This window comes from Protofrankia symbiont of Coriaria ruscifolia (genome assembly GCF_900634745.1).
In the GTDB taxonomy this organism is placed as follows: domain Bacteria; phylum Actinomycetota; class Actinomycetes; order Frankiales; family Frankiaceae; genus Protofrankia; species Protofrankia californiensis.
The window spans coordinates 1-17786 of record NZ_CAAAFR010000043.1 but is presented as its reverse complement, the minus strand read 5'-3'; the positions used below and the strand labels follow the sequence as shown (position 1 = coordinate 17786).

Genomic DNA, 17786 nt, shown 5'->3' with positions numbered 1-17786 from the left:
GTGTGGGGCTGCGGGGTCTGGCGTTCTCCCTGTACGCGGTTGAGTTTGAACTCTGCGCCCAGCCGGAAGCAACGGCCTGCGCTCAAAAGCTGTCATCTATTATACTCTGGGACAGCTGCGATCAATTGCCGGGTATAGGCATGCCATGTACACGGAAAGGTCATTCCAGCCAGCCGGTTCAAGGGTGCCAGAAGGCCGTCTGCTGACTTTCGTCAAATCGGGTCGGCGGGCATCGAAGGATATGAGTCCAGTGCTGCTGTGACAGCGCTGGACTCACATCCTTCGATTTCAGGGGGAACAGATGCCATAGCAACCCTTGATCGGCGGGGCTTCTTCGTCGCGCGCCGGTGCCGGCGCCTCGGACGGCCCGATGATCATAGAGTTGGCAGCCATGGCCCGTTATACGCAGATTGCCGATGATTTGGCTCGTCGTGTGCGGTCAGGGGAGATCACGGCGGGTGACGAGTTGCCCGGCGTGCGGGAGTACGCCCGGACGCCGGGAACGACGTCGTCGACGGTGGTGCGGGCCTATCGCTATCTGGCGGATGCCGGAGTGATCACGATGGCGGACCGGCGGCGGGCGCGGGTCGCCGGTGAGGGTGCGATCGCCGCGGCGCGCCTGTTGGAGCCGGAAAGGGTGTACCGGCTGGCGGGCAGCGATGACCCGGCGCTGGGTGTCCTGCTTGACCGGCTCGGCGCGGCGGTCGTGCCGGTAGGGGCGCGGGGGAGTTTCCAGGAGACCGTCGAGCACACCATGGAGGGCCGACGTCCGGGCGGTGACGATCGACATGTCCACCGTCTACCGGACCGCCGCGCGGGCCGCGCTACCGCACCCGATGGTCGCGGTCGACCCATTCCACGTCGCCCAGCTCGCGAACAAGGCGGTCGGCGACGTCCGCCGCCGGGCCACCCACCGGCTCCGCGGTCGCCGTGGCCGTGCCGCCGACCCCGAGTACACGATCAAAACGCTGCTCCTGACCCTTGGCGCATACTGTTCCAAAGGTGAGCGATGCCACCGGAATCGAGACAGACGCCGATGTGCAACAAGAGGTTCCTCTCCGGCACAACGAGGGCTTCCGTATGCTGTGGATCGGCCAGCTGCTCTCCGATACTGGCTCAGGGATCGGCCTGCTCGCCTACCCGCTGCTTATCCTGGCGCTGACCCACTCGGCGGTGCTCGCCGGGGTGGTGGGGACGTCGCGGGCAATTACCCTGCTGTGCCTGCAGCTGCCCGCCGGGGCGCTCTCTGACCGGTTCGACCGGCGGCTGACGATGATCATTTGTGACACCATGCGCGCGGTCCTGCTGGCCCTGCTCGGCATCCTGATCGTGACCCATCTCGCGTCCTGGCCGGTCGTCCTGGTCGTGTGCCTGATCGAGGGAGGCGCAGGCGCCATCTTCAACCCGGCGGCTGCCGCGGCACTGCCGGGGATCGTGCCGGACGGGCAACTGGAGCAGGCGTCGGCCGCCACCGAGGCCAGGACCTACGCTGCTGCCCTGGCCGGCCCGGCGCTCGGCGGGGCTCTTTTCGGGCTAGGCCAAGCCGTCCCGTTCCTCGCCAATGCCGTCTCCTACGTTGTCTCGTTCGGCACGGTGAACAGGATCCGGGGGCAGTTCCGACCGGAGAACGCGGCCGAGCGCAAGGCGTTGTGGCGTGAGGTGGCCGATGGCCTGCAGTTCGTCTGGCAGGTGCCGATCCTGCGCGCGGTAGCGATAACGGCACCCTTGATGAACTTCGCCTTCACCGGCGTGACCTTCACCGTCACGCTCGCGCTGCGTCATCACGGTACCTCCACTGCGGTGATCGGCCTGGTGCAGGCGACCATCGCGGCCGGCGGGCTGCTCGGCGCCATAGTGGCACCCCGGCTGCAGGGGCGCATGCGCCTGGGAGCCCTGGCCACCACGATCACCCTGGCTGGGGCCCTGCTGTTCGGCGCTGCGGCACCGCTTCTCCCGTCGCCGCTGGTGGCGGCGCCGATCGCCATAGCGCTGCTGCTCGCGCCGGCCGTGAACGCCGCGCTGTTTGCCGTGACGCTCCGCAGTGCACCGGCAGAAATGCGCGGCCGGGTCATCAACACCGTGGTCATGGCGACTACCGCGCTGGCTGCGCTGGCGCCGCTGACCGCTGGGCTGCTTGTCCAGCACGTGTCCGGCGCCTGGGCGGTGGGCGCCTTCGCCGCCACGGCCGCCGCCGCGGCAGTGCTGTGCCTGATCCTGCCAGGTTTGCGGCATGCTGCATGAGCCGCACGGATGAAGATTTCGGCAAGGACAACGTAAAATCTATCCCAGTCAGGCTCTCCGCAGTTGACCGCACAGCGCCAGCCGAAACTCCTGCCGAGACATCTATCGCCTCGGGGCGGCGGCCGTGGTTGACACCAGGTGTCGGAGGGATTGGGACGGCAAGCTTCCTCGCCGATGTCGGGCATGAGGTGCCGACCTCGCTGATGGCGAACTTTGTCACCACGACCCTGGGCGCGCCGGCCGCGGCACTGGGCGCGATCGAAGGAGTGTCGGAAGGGCTGGCCGGGGCGGGCAGGTTCGTCGGCGGCGCGCTGGCGGACGATCCCGGCCGGCGGCGCGCGGTCGCGGTCGGCGGCGCGCGGTCGCGGTCGGCGGCTACACCACCACGGCGGTGTTCTCCGCACTGATCGGGGCGACCACCTCCGTAGCCCAGGCGGGGATGTTGCGGGCTGGCGCCTGGGCGGCCCGCGGACTGCGGGTACCGGCCCGCAACGCGCTGCTCGCCGACGTGGTGCCCGCCGTCGCCTACGGCCGGGCCTACGGGTTTGAACGGACCATGGACAACCTCGGCGCGATCATCGGCCCCTTGCTGGCGCTCGGTCTGGTGTCGCTGGTCAGCGTGCGCGCCGCCATGCTGATCTCGGTCGTTCCCGGTCTGCTGGCGGCGCTCGCGATCGTCTACGCGATCCGGCAGGCAAAGCTGCCACGGGCCACCGGGCGCCGCCGGTTGCGGTTCCAGATCCGGCCGGTGCTGCGCGGGCAGCTCGGCCGAGTGCTGGCGGGGTTCAGCGCCTTCGAGGTCGGCAATGTGGCAGGCACCCTGCTGATCCTGCGCGCCACCGATCTCCTGGCCGCCGGCCACGGCACGGACGCGGCCACCCGGATCGGGATCACGCTGTACATCGCCTACAACATCGCAGCGACGGCCGCGTCCTTTCCCGCGGGCGGACTGTCCGACCGGATCGGCCGTCACGGCCATGCCCGCGAAACGACCGCGACCATGGCTTCAAACTGACCGTGACCATGGTCGCGGAACAACCGTGACCATGGCGTTAAACTGACCGCGAGCGTGTGTTTGGGCCGGCCGGAGGAGGGCGGGATGGCAGTCGGGCAGCCGAGTCCTGGCCTCTTCCCGAGACATGCCACGGACCTTGTGTCGGCGGCGCTTGGAGACACCCGAGTGGTCGTCGTCGGCGGCGCGCGGCAGGTCGGCAAGAGCACGCTCGCCCAGATGGCGGCCGACGCACGGGCCGACGCGCTCGCGCTCTACCTGGACGACGACGCGGTGCGGGCGGCCGCGGAGTACGACCCCGCCGGCTTCGTGAACCATGACGGCCTGGTAATGATCGACGAGATCCAGCGCGTCCCGCAACTGCTGCTTCCGATCAAGCACGAGGTCGACCGGCGTCCTCGCCCCGGTCGTTTTCTGCTCACCGGGTCCGCTCAGCTGTGGGCACTGCGTGACATTCCGGACCTGCTGCCCGGGAGGTCCGAGACCGTCGAGCTGTGGCCGCTCTCCCAGGGTGAGATCGACGGCGAGCCCGACGGTTTTGTCGACGCGGTCTTCACCGACGCCGAACCGCCCCTGGCGCGCAGTGACCTGCGCCGTACGGACTACGTGGCGCGCGCGCTCCGAGGCGGCTTCCCCGAGGCTGTTCGCCGGGCCGACGCCCGGCGGCGAGCACGGTTCTTCGACTCGTACATATCGGATCTCATCAAACGCGACATCCGCCAGATCGCCGAGATCGAACGGGTCGCGGAACTGCGCGGCCTTGTTCAGGCGCTGGCCGCCACGGCAGGGGGAATCCTCGTGTCTGCCAGGCTCAGCAACGACCTCGGAGTACCCGTCACCACCGTCCGAAGGCATCTTGCGGCGCTCGAGCTCATATACATCGTCCGACGGGTTCCCGCCTGGTCGAAGAACCTGACGGCCCGCGCCACCGCGAAACCAAAGATAATATTTGTCGATTCGGGGCTGGCCGGCCATCTGACGGGCATGTCGCTGCGGCGGGCTTCTCATCCGACAGCCGCCGTCGGGCCACTCATCGAGAACTTCGTGCTCGGCGAACTGGCCCGGCAGCTCACCTGGTCCGAGGAGCCGGTGTCGCTGTTCCACTACCGGGACCGGGATCGCCACGAGGTCGACGCGGTACTGGAACGGGCATCGGGTGAAATCGTCGGCATCGAGGTAAAAGCAGCCGAGACGGTACGCGCCGACGATTTCCGCGGGCTCCGCCAACTGGCGGAGCAGACCGGCGACCGCTTCCACGCCGGATACGTCCTCTACGCGGGCGGCGAGGTGCTCCGCTTCGGCCCACACATGCGAGCCGCCCCGATCTCAGCGCTGTGGGCCACTCCAGGCTCACCTGGGTAAGAGCGGCGCGCGGTCCTTCTTGGACGCCTCCACGAGCGCTGCGTCGAGCCAGGCAGTTGAATCAACAAGTTCGACGTCACGGAGCGCTGCTGGCAGCTCGGACTCCCGCATGTAGCCCTCCCCGCCAGGTGGCACAGAATGTCTCGCCTGGTACACGGCACGTAGTATTCGAACCCACGTTGTGTGCCCTCGTGGATGGTGGTCACGCAGAGCGCGACACCGGGGGTCCGGGGGTCGTCCCCCGGGTAGACATCACGTCCCTCGGCGAAGCCGATCAGAGATCGGCGAGCATGGCAAGCCAGCGGGTGCGCCGCCAGGGACTTGAACCCCGAACCCGCAGATTAAGAGTCTGCTGCTCTGCCAATTGAGCTAGCGGCGCGTGTCGCGTGCTGCAACGGGTCCGAATGTATCAGGCCCAGGCAGGATCGGGACCCACGGGTGGGCCCCGTCCAGACCAACTTGGCCACACAGGCTTCAGGGCTTCTCGCAACCGATGCCGTCATGATCGGTATCGAGACGGAACGGGTCGGCGGACAGCACCCGGATCGGTCCGGTGACGTAGTTGGGGCCGTCCCCGGAACCGCCCGCGCAGTCGTAGTCACCGATCCCGTCCTTCAGACACACGTCTGGATAGGCCAGATTGCAGAGAACGAGAGGTGCAGCCGCCGTGGTGGTCGCCGGTCGCGCCGGGGCCGCGGCAGCCCGTACGGGTGTCTGCCCGGGTGCGGCTGTGTGTGGCACCGGTCGTAACGTCGAGATCGCGGCGGCAGGGGTCGTCACGACGGCTGCAGGCGGTTGCGCCGGCTGGCTGGTGGCAGCCAGAGGCTCGGCCGAAGACAGCAGAGCGTTGATAATCGACGGTACGGAGGTGGGTGCAGAGCTCACGGACGCGCTTGGAGCGGCCGACGCGGCCGCCTGGTCACTCTTCGGAGCCAGCGCCGCCAGCACGACAAGCCCCAGGAAACTCGCTGCGGTGACGATTCCGGCACTCCGGCGGTTGTGGATCCGCGCCTGATGCAGGTGACCGCGTATCAGGCCGACAAATCCGATAATCATGATAAAAACAACCAGAAATCCACAAAAACCCCGCATGTAGCCCCCCAGCCCAGATGTGCGTGGTCAGCGACTCTAGCGCAGGTAGATCGCGCTCGGCCGCGGGGTGGCCGCACAAGGGCTGCCGGCTTACAGACATGACGCTTACCGAGATGGCGCCGCGATGCGGGCTTGCGGTCGACGTGTCGGCGCGCACCGTCCGGGGGCCCGCGCCGGCACCGGTTGGATATCCGGTCACTCCTACCAGGGACCCGACGTCCGACCGGTGCCGGTACCCGCGGGCTTCGCGGACACCGTCTACGCGCTGGCGACGGATTCTTCCGGCATCGGGTCGCCGAAACGCCAGCCCGGCACGATACGGCGCTGGAAGAAAGTGCGGAACTCGCGGACGGACGGCCCGTCCGGCTTCACCCAGAGAGTTTTCTCGGGATGCCGCAGCCACCTCAGAACGTCGATGTCGGCATAGACGTTCCGCCGGACCGTGAGCCACATCATACGCGCAAGCAGATGGTTGAAGGGTGCGAACAGCGGGCCGGGGCCGATCTTACGGACGATTACCCGGTACCCGAAGAACATGACGTCGTCGCGGACGGGGGTGCCGCCGAGAACTATCGTCAGCAGTGGGCCGGACCGGTCGACCGTGGCGTCCTTCTGCGTCCGGTAGAGCGAGGCGGACGGCCCGATCATCTCGATGAAGGCGAACGGCCTGAACCACTTCTGGACCTTCTTCATGCCGGTTTCGTCGGCGGGCCGCAACTGGTACTCGAGGCGGTCCTCCTTGTTCACCAGGATGGAGTACTCCAGCCGCCCTGCACCCTTGTGCGCAACCGGGAAGTGATAGATGTCGGAAACATGTTCCGCAACCGGCAGCAGCGTTCCCCGGGCAATGTAGATCTGACCCTTGAGGTTCAGGTACTTCTTGGAGTCGGCGTAGGGCACCTCGATGAACTCACCGGCCGGTTCCGGGCCGTACCAGAACCAGATGTTTCCGGCGTGCTCACGGACGGGGATCGAACGCTGGCCCGCCCGCGGGGGGATCTTCGACTGGTCCAGCCCCGGAATGACCTCGCAGCCACCGTCGGTCCGGAACTCCCAGGCGTGGTAGCCGCACTTGATCCGGTCCTCGACCACGGTGCCGCAGCGACCGAGGTCGGCACCCATGTGGCAGCACTGACTGTCGACCATGCCGACCCTGCCGCTCTTTCCGCGGAAGAGCGCGAACTGGTGAGACATGAACTCGACAGGCAGCACCTGGCCCGGCGCGAGGTCCTCGCTGAATCGGGCGAAATACCAGCCCAGCGGGTAGTCGGTCTTCTGCTCCTCGCCGAACGATTGACCCTCAAGCAGCCGTCTGTCATGTTTCTTGAGTTGTTTCTGCCATTGCGACTTCGCCACGGGTCCTCCGCGAGTAATACTTGGAGAAGAATAGGTGTACACGAGATAGCCGGCGAGATAGCTTGCATTATTGGCTGGTTGACCGCACCGGGCGGCAACACATGATCGACGTTAGCATGTGGCCCGCACCAGATCCCGGGGACGCCGCTGCGTGACGGAAACAACAAGCGACACACGGCAGCGAGGTAACACGGTAACGGCCGTGTTTCAATCAGAGGGCACCCGGTCGGGCGCAACCCGTCACCGCTGCCATGCCCATGCGGAGGCCCGTTTCCCGCGAGGTATGCTGTACCCGTCCCAGGCTGCGACAAAGCGTCTGCACGCCCGTATGTCGCCAACCACACACCAGGCCGCCGGCCCGATTGTTCCGGTTATTCGACGGCGGGCGGAATCATAGTTATTCCCGACAGTCAGAAGAATGTTCGACGCGCAACCAGACGCCATCCAGGAAGTTCATATTCACCGCGACCGCGTGCGGCCGAGTCCAAAAACCACGGGTCACCGGCGGCCGGGGTCCACGTCCACCCAGTTCAGGGTGCGTTCGACCGCCTTGCGCCAGCCGGCGTAGCCGCTTTCGCGCCGGTCCGGCGACCATTGGGGTTCGAAGCGGCGGTCCTCCCGCCAGTGCGTGGCGAGCTCACCGGCGTCCTTCCAGAAGCCCACCGCGAGACCAGCGGCATATGCGGCGCCGAGCGCCGTCGTCTCGGCGACCACCGGACGGCTGACGGGGACGCCCAGGATGTCCGCCTGCATCTGCATGCACAGGTCGTTCGCGGTCACTCCGCCGTCGACCCGCAGGATATCCAGTGCCACACCCGAGTCCAGCCGCATCGCCTCGGCCACGTCCCGGCTCTGGTAGCAGATCGCCTCGAGCGCGGCGCGGGCCAGATGGGCGCTGGTGTGGAAGCGTGACAGACCGACGATCGCGCCCCGTGCGTCGGAGCGCCAGTACGGCGCGAACAGCCCGGAGAAGGCCGGGACGAAGTAGATGCCGCCGCTGTCGGGCACCGTCGCGGCCAGCGTCTCGCTCTCGGACGCGCTGCTGATGATGCCGAGCTGGTCCCGCAGCCACTGCACGGCCGACCCCGTGACCGCGATCGAGCCTTCCAGCGCATACACTGGGTCGTCGTCGCCGAACCGGTAGCCGACCGTCGTGAGCAGCCCGTGCCGGGAGGGCACCGCCTGCGTTCCGGTGTTCAGCAGGAGGAAGTTGCCGGTGCCATAGGTGTTCTTGGCCTGCCCGGGGGCGAAACAGACCTGTCCAACGGTCGCGGCATGCTGGTCTCCGAGGTCGGCGGTCAGCGCGACCTCGCCGCGCAGCGGCCCGGACGCAATGGTCGAACCGTAGCCGGTCGGGTCGGCTGAGGGCCGGATCGCCGGGAGCATGGCCCGCGGAATGCCGAAGAACGACAGCAGCTCATCGTCCCAGTCCAGAGTGTGCAGGTCCATCAGCATGGTACGGCTGGCGTTGGTGACGTCTGTCACGTGCAGCCCGCCATGCACTCCCCCGGTGAGGTTCCACAGCAGCCAGCTGTCCACGGTGCCGAAGACGGCCTCGTCCCGCTCGGCCGCGGCGCGGACCCCGTCGACGTTGTCGAGGATCCAGGTGACCTTGGCCGCGGAGAAGTAGGTCGCCGGCGGCAGGCCGGATCTGCGCCGGATCACCTGACCGCGGCCGTCGCGCTCCAGCGCGGCCGCGATCCGGTCGGTGCGGGTGTCCTGCCAGACGATCGCGTTGTGGTAGGGCCGGCCGGTGCGCGGGTTCCACACGATCGTGGTCTCGCGTTGGTTGGTGACGCCGAGTGCGGCGAGGTCGGACGGGCCGAGGCCGGCGCCGGCCAGGGCCGACTCGACGGCCGCGGCCGTGCGCTCCCAGATCTCGACCGGGTTGTGCTCGACCCATCCGGAGCGCGGCAGGATCTGGGCGTGTTCAAGCTGACGGCGGGCGACCTCGCTGCCATCGTGATCGAAAATCATGAAACGGGTGCTCGTGGTGCCCTGGTCGACCGCTCCGACGAAGTCGCCCATCGCCTTCCTCCCGTCACGTGCGGCTGTCGCATACGGCTGTCGCATACGGCTGTCGCATACGGCTGTCGCATACGGCTGTCGCATACGGCTGTCGCATACGGCCGGATGATCATAACCAAAGGCAACACTCACCGGAACGATAGTCACTGAAAGTAGCAGCTGCTGGAAGCGGTCGCCATGGGAGCATGACTCACCGGGGCCCATAGTCCCTCAGCCCGCCAGGAACGCCGACACCTGATGTCCCTGATGTCCCGCGCCTGGCAGAGGCGAGTATTGACATCACTCCACATCACACGCATCGTGGACGGCGTGCATACCGAGTCTCGGCTCGTGACCCGAGGCCACATTGATCTGCTGCGGGTCGCCTCAGCAGCCTGTCCGGGCTTTCCTTCCTCCCGTCGATAGCCGCGCGCACCCGCACGCTTCCTGACCCACCCCACGGGCTGTCGCGCCCCTTCCGCCGGCCGAAACCACGTGTTCCCCACACGTTTCGTTTCCATCCCCTACGGGACGCGGAAGAAAACAACGATGCGCATCCGCGCCGATCATCGCGACAGCATCCATCCGACGACAGGAGATGCACAATGACATCCGCACCGCCCGCAACATTTGCGTCGAGACGGCCGCCCATCGGCATCCGCAGGTATGCGGCCGGCAGCGCAACACCGCTGGCCACGGTGTCCGAGACGCCACCCGATATGCCGCCCGGCCGGGGATCCGTCCTCATCCTGACCGGTCGGGGCGAGACAGCGGCCTCGTTCGAACGGCTCAGGCTCCGCCTGGCCCTCGACGGCTATACGATCACCATCTCCGAGGAGCCCGGTGACAGCGTGTCAACGCTGGCCGAAGCGCGTATTCCCGAAGCACCCTTCATCCTGCTGGGCTCCGACATCGGCGGGCTGCGCGCGCTGACCCTCGCGGGCTCCCCGGCTCTGCGCCCGGACGGCGTGGTCCTCCTCGGGCTGCCGCTCCTGCAACGTCCCATCACGGCTGACGGCGGTGCCGGCAATATCGGCAGTGCCGGCGCTTCGGTGTACCCGGTTCCGCGGGCCCTGCCCGACCTGCCCATCCTGCTGATCCACGGGGTGGACGACCAGGTGAGCCCGCTACCGCTCACCCAGATGATCATTCGTACCGCACCCCGTGCGCAACTCACCGTGGTACCGGGTCAACATGATGTGATCGCCGGACCCGGCTACCGGACAGTGGCCGCCAGCACTCTGGTGTTCCTGGAGTCACTGCATCAAAATCCGCTCTCCGGATGAGTTCGGATCACGTGGAAATGCCGGCGGGCGGTGTGCGTGAACCGACAACGATCCTTTCCAAGGTCACGTCAAGGAGACCAGGGCATGTCCACAGGCACCAATCTCGTCACCAGCATCCGCGAGCAGTTCCGGCAGACCCCGCTACGCGTGGCCGACCAGACGCTGCCGAAGGGCCCCGAACCCGCGGGATCCGTCGAGGAGATACGGCTACACCGTAAGCAGCGGCTGGCGGCTGCCTTCAGGCTGTTCGCGAAGTTCGGCTACGACCACGGCATCGCCGGTCATATCACGGCGCGTGACCCGGAGCTACCCGACCACTTCTGGGTCAACCCACTCGCCGTGTCGTTCGCCCAGATCAAGGTCTCCGACCTGCTACTGGTCAACCACGACGGCGACATCGTGATCGGCAACCGTCCCGTCAACACGGCCGCGTTCGCCATCCACTCCCAGGTGCACGCCGCCCGTCCGGACGTCGTCGCCGCGGCACACGCCCATGCCGTGGCCGGTAAGGCATGGTCCTCCCTCGGCCGGTTGCTCGACCCGATCACCCAGGACGCCACCACGTTCTACGGCAGCCACTCGCTCTACGCCGATTTCAACGGTGTGGTCCTCGACAAGGAGGAAGGGCGCAACATCGCCCAGGCTCTGGGCCCGAACAAGCTCGTGATCCTGCAGAACCACGGCTTCCTCACCGTCGGACGCTCCGTGGAGGAGGCGGCGTGGTTGTTCATCACCGCCGACCAGAGCGCGCACGCACAGCTTCTCGCCGAAGCCGCCGGCACACCGAAGCTCATCCGGCACGAAGTCGCCGAGCCACTGGGCGGCAGCCGTGCCTTCGGCGGCTTCAGCTTCATCCCCTACTGGGACATCATCACCGCCGAACAGCCGGACCTGCTCGACTAAGCCGGACCTGTTCGATCAGCAAGCTGGCCACTGAGCGCGCCCGGCACCAGGGGTGTAGATCATCGAGCGGGGTGAACGGACTCCCCGCGCTGCACGGGGGGACGCAGCGCGGGGATCCGGCAGTGCCACGCCCGACGTACCAATCGACGATGAGAGGACGGCCTGATGAGCGGTTTGAGTGAATACCTGATCGGCAAGCGCGACGCCGTTCTCGCGCAGCGGGAGCAGGTTGCCGCAGGTGACGTCAAACCGTTGGCCGTCTCGGCAACCGTCACGGCGGAGGGACGCACGGGCGTGCGTCGCATCCGTGCCCGCGAATTCCAGATCATCAGTGACAGCGGGCCGGATCTCGCCGGGCACAATCTGGGCCCGACCTCACCCGAGATCCAGCTCGGGGTGCTGGGCAGCTGCCTGACCCACACCTTCCTGATCCAGGCAGCCGTGCTCAGCGTCCCCCTGGACTCCCTCGACATCGACGTCACCGCCACATTCGACCCTCGCGCCGGTGAACCCGGGTACGAGCACGTGCCGGTCTACCCGCACGACCTCCGCTACACCGTGCGGCTGTCCTCCCCCGCGTCCGACGAGAAGATCAGCGAACTGCACCAGGCCGTGGAACGCACCTGTCCGATTCTGAACCTGCTGATCAACCCACAGCCGATCCACGGCTCACTCGAGCGCGTCCCGGCCCCCTGAAACCGGACGGTATGCTGGGCCCGACATATGTCGCATCCCACATGTCATGTCCTATTGTCCCGTACGCCGTGGCCAGCAGCGGGACTCACCTCAGGGAGGCCCCCGAAACATGTCGGGCTACCAGTTCGACGTGTTCCTCAGCTACCGGCGGGCGGGTACGGTCCTGCCATGGGTGCACAACCACTTCCACCGGATGCTCGTGAAGTGCCTGACCGACGAACTGGAGCGCAGGCCGAAGATCTTCATCGATGTCGACGGGGTCGAAGTCGGGGACCACTGGCCGGACACACTCGCCCAGGCCCACAGCCGGTCACGCCTGCTGGTGGCGGTATGGACTCCGTCCTATTTCGGCTCTCACTGGTGCGTCGCGGAATGGCGCAGCATGCAGCACCGTGAGGCGATGTTCGATCTGAGCACAGCGCCGGATGCACGCCGCCTTGTATATCCCATACGGCTCAAGGACGGTACCAGGTTTCCGAGCGACGCGAAGAAGACCCAGCAGCAGGACATGAAGGAGTGGAACGTCTCCTCGCCCGCCTTCGAGCAGACACCCGCATACGCCGGGTTCGAAAAGCAGGTGGGAACGGTCGCGGAGGAGCTGGCGGCGAAGCTGGAGCTGGTGCCGGACTGGCGCCCGGATTTCCCGGTACTGCGTCCGGACCCCGAACCACTCCACCGCGCGGACGTACCGAGGCTGTAAACACATGAAACATGTGAAACACGTGAGCGGCACGGTCGTGACCTTCTACTCCTACAAGGGCGGGGTGGGGCGCACCTTCGCCCTGGCCAACACCGCGGCGCTGCTCACCTCGTGGGGCTATCGGACGCTCTGCATCGACTGGGACATCGACGCGCCGGGCATCCCGTTCTACTTCAGCCGGCGGCTGTCCCCACCCAGGACCGGCCTGGTCGATTTTATCAACGATTTCGCGCAAGGCCGGGATCCGCATGTCGGTGACTATGTCAGCCGGATATTCCTCCCGGGGCGGGACATACCCCTGGATCTGCTTCCCGCCGGCTCGTCCGACCCCTCCTACGTCCCCCAGGCCCAAAAGATCGACTGGGCCGACCTGTACGACAAGAAGGATCTCGGCGCCTTTCTGGAGGACTGTCGAGAACGCTGGTTGGAGGACTACGATTTCGTCCTGGTCGACAGCCGGACCGGAATCACAGATATCAGCGGGATCTGCACGGCACAACTTCCTGACATCCTGGTCGTACTCTTCACCGCCAACGAGCAGAGCCTGCGTGGGGTTGTCGACGTCGTGCGCCGCGCCGAAAGGGCCCGCGACGACCTGCCCTATGATCGCTCCCTGCTGATGACCCTCCCCGTTCCCGCGCGATTCGACTCCCGGGAGGAGTACCGCCGGGCCCAGTACTGGCAGGAACGATTCAGCAAGGAGCTCGCTCCACTTTTCCGGAACTGGGCCGTGGAGGGAGTGTCGATCGAGCGACTGCTCGGTTTCCTCACGATCCCCTATGTTTCCTACTGGAGTTTCGGCGAGGACCTGCCGGCACTCGAGGAGGAGGATCCCACACCGGAGAAGATCGGATATTCGCTGGAGACCCTCGCGGCCACGATCGCCCACCGGTTGGACCGCAGCGAACTGCTCGTGGAAAGCAGGGACTCGTTCGTGGACGCGGCCACCCGGCTGGGGCTGCGATCACGCAACGACGACGGCTACGAGATCGATGTCTTCATCAGCAGCTCCCGTAAGGACGACCGACTCGCGACGTCGCTGGAGGACCTGCTGGCTCGCCGGTCCCTGCGAGTGGTAAGGCCATCACGGCTGCGCCAGCTCGGTGTCGGCATCAGCACCGACTGGCAGCGTGAGATGGACACCCTGCTGGCCCGATCACGGCATCTCGTCGCTCTCTTCGACGGCCCCTACCTCGACCGGGCGCAGAGCTACGAGATCGATCGGTTCATCCGCCAGACCCTGGACGACAGGTCCAACCGTATGGTGCTGCCCGTACTCACCTCGGACGCCGAACCCGACCATCTCCCGAGTCTCCTCGCCAGTCGTCAGTACCTGCGCATAACAGGTGAGGAAGACCTCTCGGACGTCGCGGACGGAATTGTCGACACAATCACCAGAGGAGCCCGCGGCACGTCGGGGCGCGGCTGACCGCTGCATATAGCTCTTTTCATGGCCGTCCGCCGGAGAAAACATTCGTTGGTGAAAAAAATCACGGAGGTTTGGCGGACCAGCAGGTCGCAAGGCCACGGCCGGGCGCCGATCGTCCTGCCCAGGATGATTCGCGCGATGTTGCCCGACGGAGAGATCTCCGCGGCCGTCAGGCGTAATACGTTGAGATCGTCATGGATGCAGAGACTGGCGGCGGGAACGCCGTACAACCATATGGTGATGATTTTGTGACTCATCGGGTCGACCAGGCCAAGGACCTGATCGTTACCCAGAGCCGCCTGCGCGGTCTGTTGCGGGCGAGCCGCATGGTTGCCTCGGACCTGAGCCTGCCCGTCGTGCTGACCCGCATCGTGGAAGCAGCATGCGATCTTGTGGATGCCCGTTACGGCGCACTCGGCGTGATCTCCCACGACCAGAACCTCGAACAGTTCGTCCATGTCGGCTTCGACGAGAGCATGGTCCGCCGGATCGGCGACCTTCCGCGGGGTAAGGGCATCCTCGGCCTGCTCATCCGGGAGCCCTACCCGTTGCGGCTCGACGACATCACCACCGACCACCGGGCGGACGGCTTCCCGGCCGGGCATCCGCCCATGCACAGTTTCCTCGGCGTCCCGATCCGGATCGGCACCAAGGTGTTCGGCAACCTCTACCTGACGGACAAGCAGAACGCGTCGCGTTTCACCGCCGAGGACGAGGAACTCGTCCAGGCGCTGGCCGCAAGCGCCGGCGTCGCCATCGAGAACGCACGGCTTTTCGAGGAGTCCCAGCGCCGGCAACGCTGGTTGCAGGCGTCCACCGACATCACCCGCCATCTCCTGGCCGAGGGTCCGAATCCGCTGGAACTGATTGCGCGCAGAGCCCAGGAAATCGCCGTCGCGGACTTCTCCGCCGTCCTGCTCCCCCGTGAGTCGGCCGAAGAACTCATCGTGGAGGTCGCCACCGGCGAATACCCCGACGGTCTGGTCGGCGCGGTCGTTCCCGCGTCGGATCCACTCGCCGGCCAGAACGGCCCGCTTATGGTCATTCCCCTGGTCGCCTCGGGCGAAAGCGTCGGGGCACTCGTGCTCGGCCGGCGGATCGAAGGCCGGCTTTTCACCGATGCCGACATCGACATGGCCTCGGGTTTCGTCGGGCACATAGCGCTGGCGCTCGAGCTGGCCCAGGCCCGAGCCGACCGCGACCGCATCGCCGTCCTGGAGGAGCGCGACCGTATCGCCCGGGACCTGCACGATCACGTGATCCAGCGGATCTTCGCCACGGCGATCGGACTGCAGGGCCTGGTCTCGCGCACCGACGGGGCAAAGCAGGAGGACCGGCTCGCCGCCTACATCGACGATCTGGACGAGACCATCGGCCAGATCCGGACAACGATCTTCCAGCTGCGGCGGCGCGGACGTAACGACGTCCCGAGCCTGCGCGGGCAGATCCTCGACATCGTCGATGACGCGACCGTCTCCCTCGGGTTCGCACCGCACCTGCGGTTCGAGGGCGCGCTGGACTCCACCGTGTGCAACGTCGTCGGCGAGCATCTGGTGGCCGTGCTGCGCGAAGCCCTGTCGAACGTCGCCCGGCACGCGTCGGCAACCCAGGTGTACGTGACCGTCTGGTCCACCGACGGTCAGGTGCGGCTGGACGTGATCGACAACGGGGTCGGTGGCGTGAACCCGGACGGCCGGGACAGCTCCAGCGGGCTGGTCAACATGCGCAGCCGGGCGCAGGAGCTCGGGGGCAAGTTCATCGTGTTCTCCCCTCTCGGCGCCGGCACCCGGTTGTCCTGGTCCGCCCGAACCCGTGCACCGGACCCGCCAGGTGGCATGGATCCTTCCGACGGCACAGGTCCAGGCGGTGGCAGGGACCGGTCGAGCGGTACCGGTCCGGACGGTGGCACCGACCGGTCGAGCGGCACCGGTCCGTCAGGCGGCTGAGCGCAGGGTTGGCGTCCGCGCGGCGCCCGCCAGTTCCACCACCGCGTCCAGCTCCTCGAAGCCGGCCGTGCGATGGCTGATGAGCAGGACCGTCCGACCGCGGGTCACATCCAGGATCGTGCGCATCACCGCGGCCTCGGTCACCGGGTCGAGATGGGCGGTTGGCTCGTCCAGGACGAGCACGCGAGGATCGGCCAGCAGGGCACGGGCAAGCAGCAGCCGCTGGCGCTGGCCACCGGACATCCGCTCCCCGTTCGCTCCGACCCGGGTGGCCAGGCCGTCCGGCAGGCCCGCAGCCCAGCCGCCGAGCCCGACCCGCTCGAGGACGCCGGTGAGTTCGGCCTCGGTCGCCCCGGTACGGGCGATCAGCAGGTTCTCCCGCAACGTCGCGTCGAACACGTGCGCGTCCTGGGTCATGCCGGTCACGTTCTGGTACAGCTCGTCGGTGGTGACGTCGCGCAGGTCGACGCCGCCGACCTCGACCCGTCCCGCCTGCGGGTCACGCAGGCGCAGCAGCAGGTCGACGACGGTGCTCTTGCCCGCGCCGCTGGCGCCGACGAGCGCAACCCGGGCGCCCGCCGGCAGATGAAGGTCGAAGCCGTCGAGCACCAGCGGACCGTCCGGGCTGTACCGCATCCCGATGCCGTGCATGCGGACGTCGAGCGGCCCGTCGGGCAACCGCCGCGCGTGGACCGGCTCGCCGACCGGTGGCTCGCGGTCGAGGACCGCGAACACCCGAGCAGCGGCCGCCCGGGCGTCGGCAAGGGCGGCGAAGGCAGCGGTGAGTCCCGCCAACGGCTCGAAGGCGGCGACCGTGGTCAGCACGACCACCCCGAGCATCACCCCGGACAACGCCTGCTGCCGTACCGCCGCCACCCCGACGATGCTGACCGCCACGAGGGTCAGGCCCGCGGCAAACGTTGCGGCCGCGCTCCCCCATGCCGGTGACCTGCGCCAGGACGCCACCAGTCGCAGTATTTCGCCGTCACGGTGGCGCAGCCGCGCAAGCCGCGCCCGCGCCGCGCCGAACGCCACGATCTCGTCCAGCCCGTCCAGCAGAGAGACGATCTCGGTATCCCGCCGGGCCCGCGCCACGGCGGTGGCCGTGACCATCGCCCGGGTACGCCGAGCGGTTATCGGCCCGGCCAGCACCGCGGCCACAGCAAGCCCGGCCGCCAGGACGATCCCCGCGGCCGGCAACATGACGGTAACTATGATCACCGCGCCGGCGCAGGCGAGCGCCGCGGACGCGGTGGGGCCAGCGCCGCGCAGCAGCGACTCGCCCACCCCGTCCACGTCCGCGGTGAACCTGCGCAGCAGGTCCCCGCGGCGGTGGGTCCCGAGGGCGGCGGGAGCCAGCGGCACGAGCCGGGCGAACACCTCCGAGCGCAGCCGGGCAAGACCCCGCAGGGCCGCGTCGTGGGTGGTGAGGCGTTCGACATAGCGGAAAACCGGCCGGCCGAGCCCGAACGCCCGGACGCCGACGATCGCGACCATCAATGTCAGCACCGGTGGATGCTGCGACGCCCGGACGATCAGCCATGCCGACGTGGCGGTCAGCCCGATGCCACACCCCAGCGCGAGGGCCCCGGCGAGGATACCGAGGGCGAACCGCTGCCGTGCCGAGGCGAACAGCGCCAGTGCCTCCCGGTGGGAGACGGCCGACTCCGGCCGGGACCGCATGCCTGCCGGCAGGACCGATCCGGTCGCTGGCAGGACGGATGCAGCTGCCGGTGGGAGCGATGCGGCCGCCGGG

At 67.6% G+C, this 17786-nt stretch carries 14 protein-coding genes, 1 tRNA gene and 2 pseudogenes; 12 read left to right on the top strand and 5 right to left on the bottom strand.

Annotation, left to right across the window (positions count from 1 at the left end; genetic code table 11):
* Positions 1 to 370 precede the first annotated feature (370 nt).
* The 6 genes and pseudogenes from CV1CTNOD_RS26330 to CV1CTNOD_RS06430 form a co-directional block, all read left to right on the top strand.
* Positions 371 to 529 (top strand): annotated as a pseudogene (locus CV1CTNOD_RS26330) (GntR family transcriptional regulator); the annotation flags it as partial.
* Between the two features lie 259 nt (positions 530 to 788).
* A pseudogene (locus tag CV1CTNOD_RS26325) lies at positions 789 to 896 on the top strand (transposase); the annotation flags it as partial.
* A 106-nt stretch (positions 897 to 1002) separates the two neighbouring features.
* Positions 1003 to 2241 carry an MFS transporter gene (locus tag CV1CTNOD_RS06440; protein WP_278043866.1) on the top strand — a complete coding sequence of 413 codons (1239 nt, stop codon included), beginning with the start codon at positions 1003 to 1005 and terminating at the stop codon, positions 2239 to 2241.
* A 203-nt stretch (positions 2242 to 2444) separates the two neighbouring features.
* Positions 2445 to 2648: a hypothetical protein gene (locus CV1CTNOD_RS26320; RefSeq protein ID WP_242606417.1), complete on the top strand. Its 204-nt coding sequence runs from the start codon at positions 2445 to 2447 to the stop codon at positions 2646 to 2648.
* Positions 2633 to 3256 (top strand): MFS transporter, encoded by a 624-nt coding sequence (locus CV1CTNOD_RS26315; RefSeq protein WP_242606416.1) that lies wholly within the window; start codon positions 2633 to 2635, stop codon positions 3254 to 3256. The genes CV1CTNOD_RS26320 and CV1CTNOD_RS26315 overlap by 16 nt, the downstream gene beginning before the upstream one ends.
* 84 nt (positions 3257 to 3340) lie before the next feature.
* Entirely contained in the window at positions 3341 to 4615 is a 1275-nt protein-coding gene (locus tag CV1CTNOD_RS06430) for an ATP-binding protein (RefSeq protein WP_131785252.1), read from the top strand.
* Positions 4616 to 4921: 306 nt separating this feature from the next.
* Here the strand turns inward: CV1CTNOD_RS06430 and CV1CTNOD_RS06425 are convergent.
* The 4 genes from CV1CTNOD_RS06425 to glpK form a co-directional block, all read right to left on the bottom strand.
* Positions 4922 to 4994, bottom strand: a tRNA-Lys gene (locus CV1CTNOD_RS06425).
* 95 nt (positions 4995 to 5089) lie between these two features.
* Complete coding sequence (locus CV1CTNOD_RS06420; RefSeq protein WP_131785251.1) at positions 5090 to 5671, bottom strand: hypothetical protein; 582 nt, start codon at positions 5669 to 5671, stop codon at positions 5090 to 5092.
* Between the two features lie 294 nt (positions 5672 to 5965).
* On the bottom strand, positions 5966 to 7063 hold the full coding sequence (locus CV1CTNOD_RS06415; protein WP_131785250.1) for a Rieske (2Fe-2S) protein: 1098 nt from the start codon (positions 7061 to 7063) through the stop codon (positions 5966 to 5968).
* A 498-nt stretch (positions 7064 to 7561) separates the two neighbouring features.
* On the bottom strand, positions 7562 to 9091 hold the full coding sequence (gene glpK / locus CV1CTNOD_RS06410; protein ID WP_131785249.1) for a glycerol kinase GlpK: 1530 nt from the start codon (positions 9089 to 9091) through the stop codon (positions 7562 to 7564).
* A gap of 584 nt (positions 9092 to 9675) precedes the next feature.
* Between glpK and CV1CTNOD_RS06405 the strand changes: the two genes are divergently transcribed.
* The 6 genes from CV1CTNOD_RS06405 (at position 9676) to CV1CTNOD_RS06380 (ending at position 16030) form a co-directional block, all read left to right on the top strand.
* Positions 9676 to 10356 (top strand): alpha/beta hydrolase, encoded by a 681-nt coding sequence (locus tag CV1CTNOD_RS06405; protein ID WP_131785248.1) that lies wholly within the window; start codon positions 9676 to 9678, stop codon positions 10354 to 10356.
* 84 nt (positions 10357 to 10440) lie between these two features.
* A complete protein-coding gene (locus tag CV1CTNOD_RS06400; protein WP_131785247.1) occupies positions 10441 to 11259 on the top strand; it encodes a class II aldolase/adducin family protein in 819 nt (272 codons plus the stop codon).
* A gap of 165 nt (positions 11260 to 11424) precedes the next feature.
* Positions 11425 to 11955: an OsmC family protein gene (locus CV1CTNOD_RS06395; RefSeq protein ID WP_131785246.1), complete on the top strand. Its 531-nt coding sequence runs from the start codon at positions 11425 to 11427 to the stop codon at positions 11953 to 11955.
* A 109-nt stretch (positions 11956 to 12064) separates the two neighbouring features.
* Positions 12065 to 12655, top strand: a complete 591-nt coding sequence (locus tag CV1CTNOD_RS06390) for a toll/interleukin-1 receptor domain-containing protein (protein WP_165485344.1) — start codon at positions 12065 to 12067, stop codon at positions 12653 to 12655.
* Between the two features lie 22 nt (positions 12656 to 12677).
* Positions 12678 to 14084 (top strand): KGGVGR-motif variant AAA ATPase, encoded by a 1407-nt coding sequence (locus CV1CTNOD_RS06385; protein WP_165485343.1) that lies wholly within the window; start codon positions 12678 to 12680, stop codon positions 14082 to 14084.
* 194 nt (positions 14085 to 14278) lie between these two features.
* Entirely contained in the window at positions 14279 to 16030 is a 1752-nt protein-coding gene (locus CV1CTNOD_RS06380) for a sensor histidine kinase (protein WP_131785243.1), read from the top strand.
* On the opposite strand, the gene cydC is transcribed toward CV1CTNOD_RS06380, so the two are convergent.
* Positions 16019 to 17786, bottom strand: a 1768-nt coding sequence (gene cydC, locus CV1CTNOD_RS06375) for a thiol reductant ABC exporter subunit CydC (RefSeq protein ID WP_207386231.1), incomplete at its 5' end; no start/stop codon positions are given. The two genes, CV1CTNOD_RS06380 and cydC, sit on opposite strands and share 12 nt — an antisense overlap.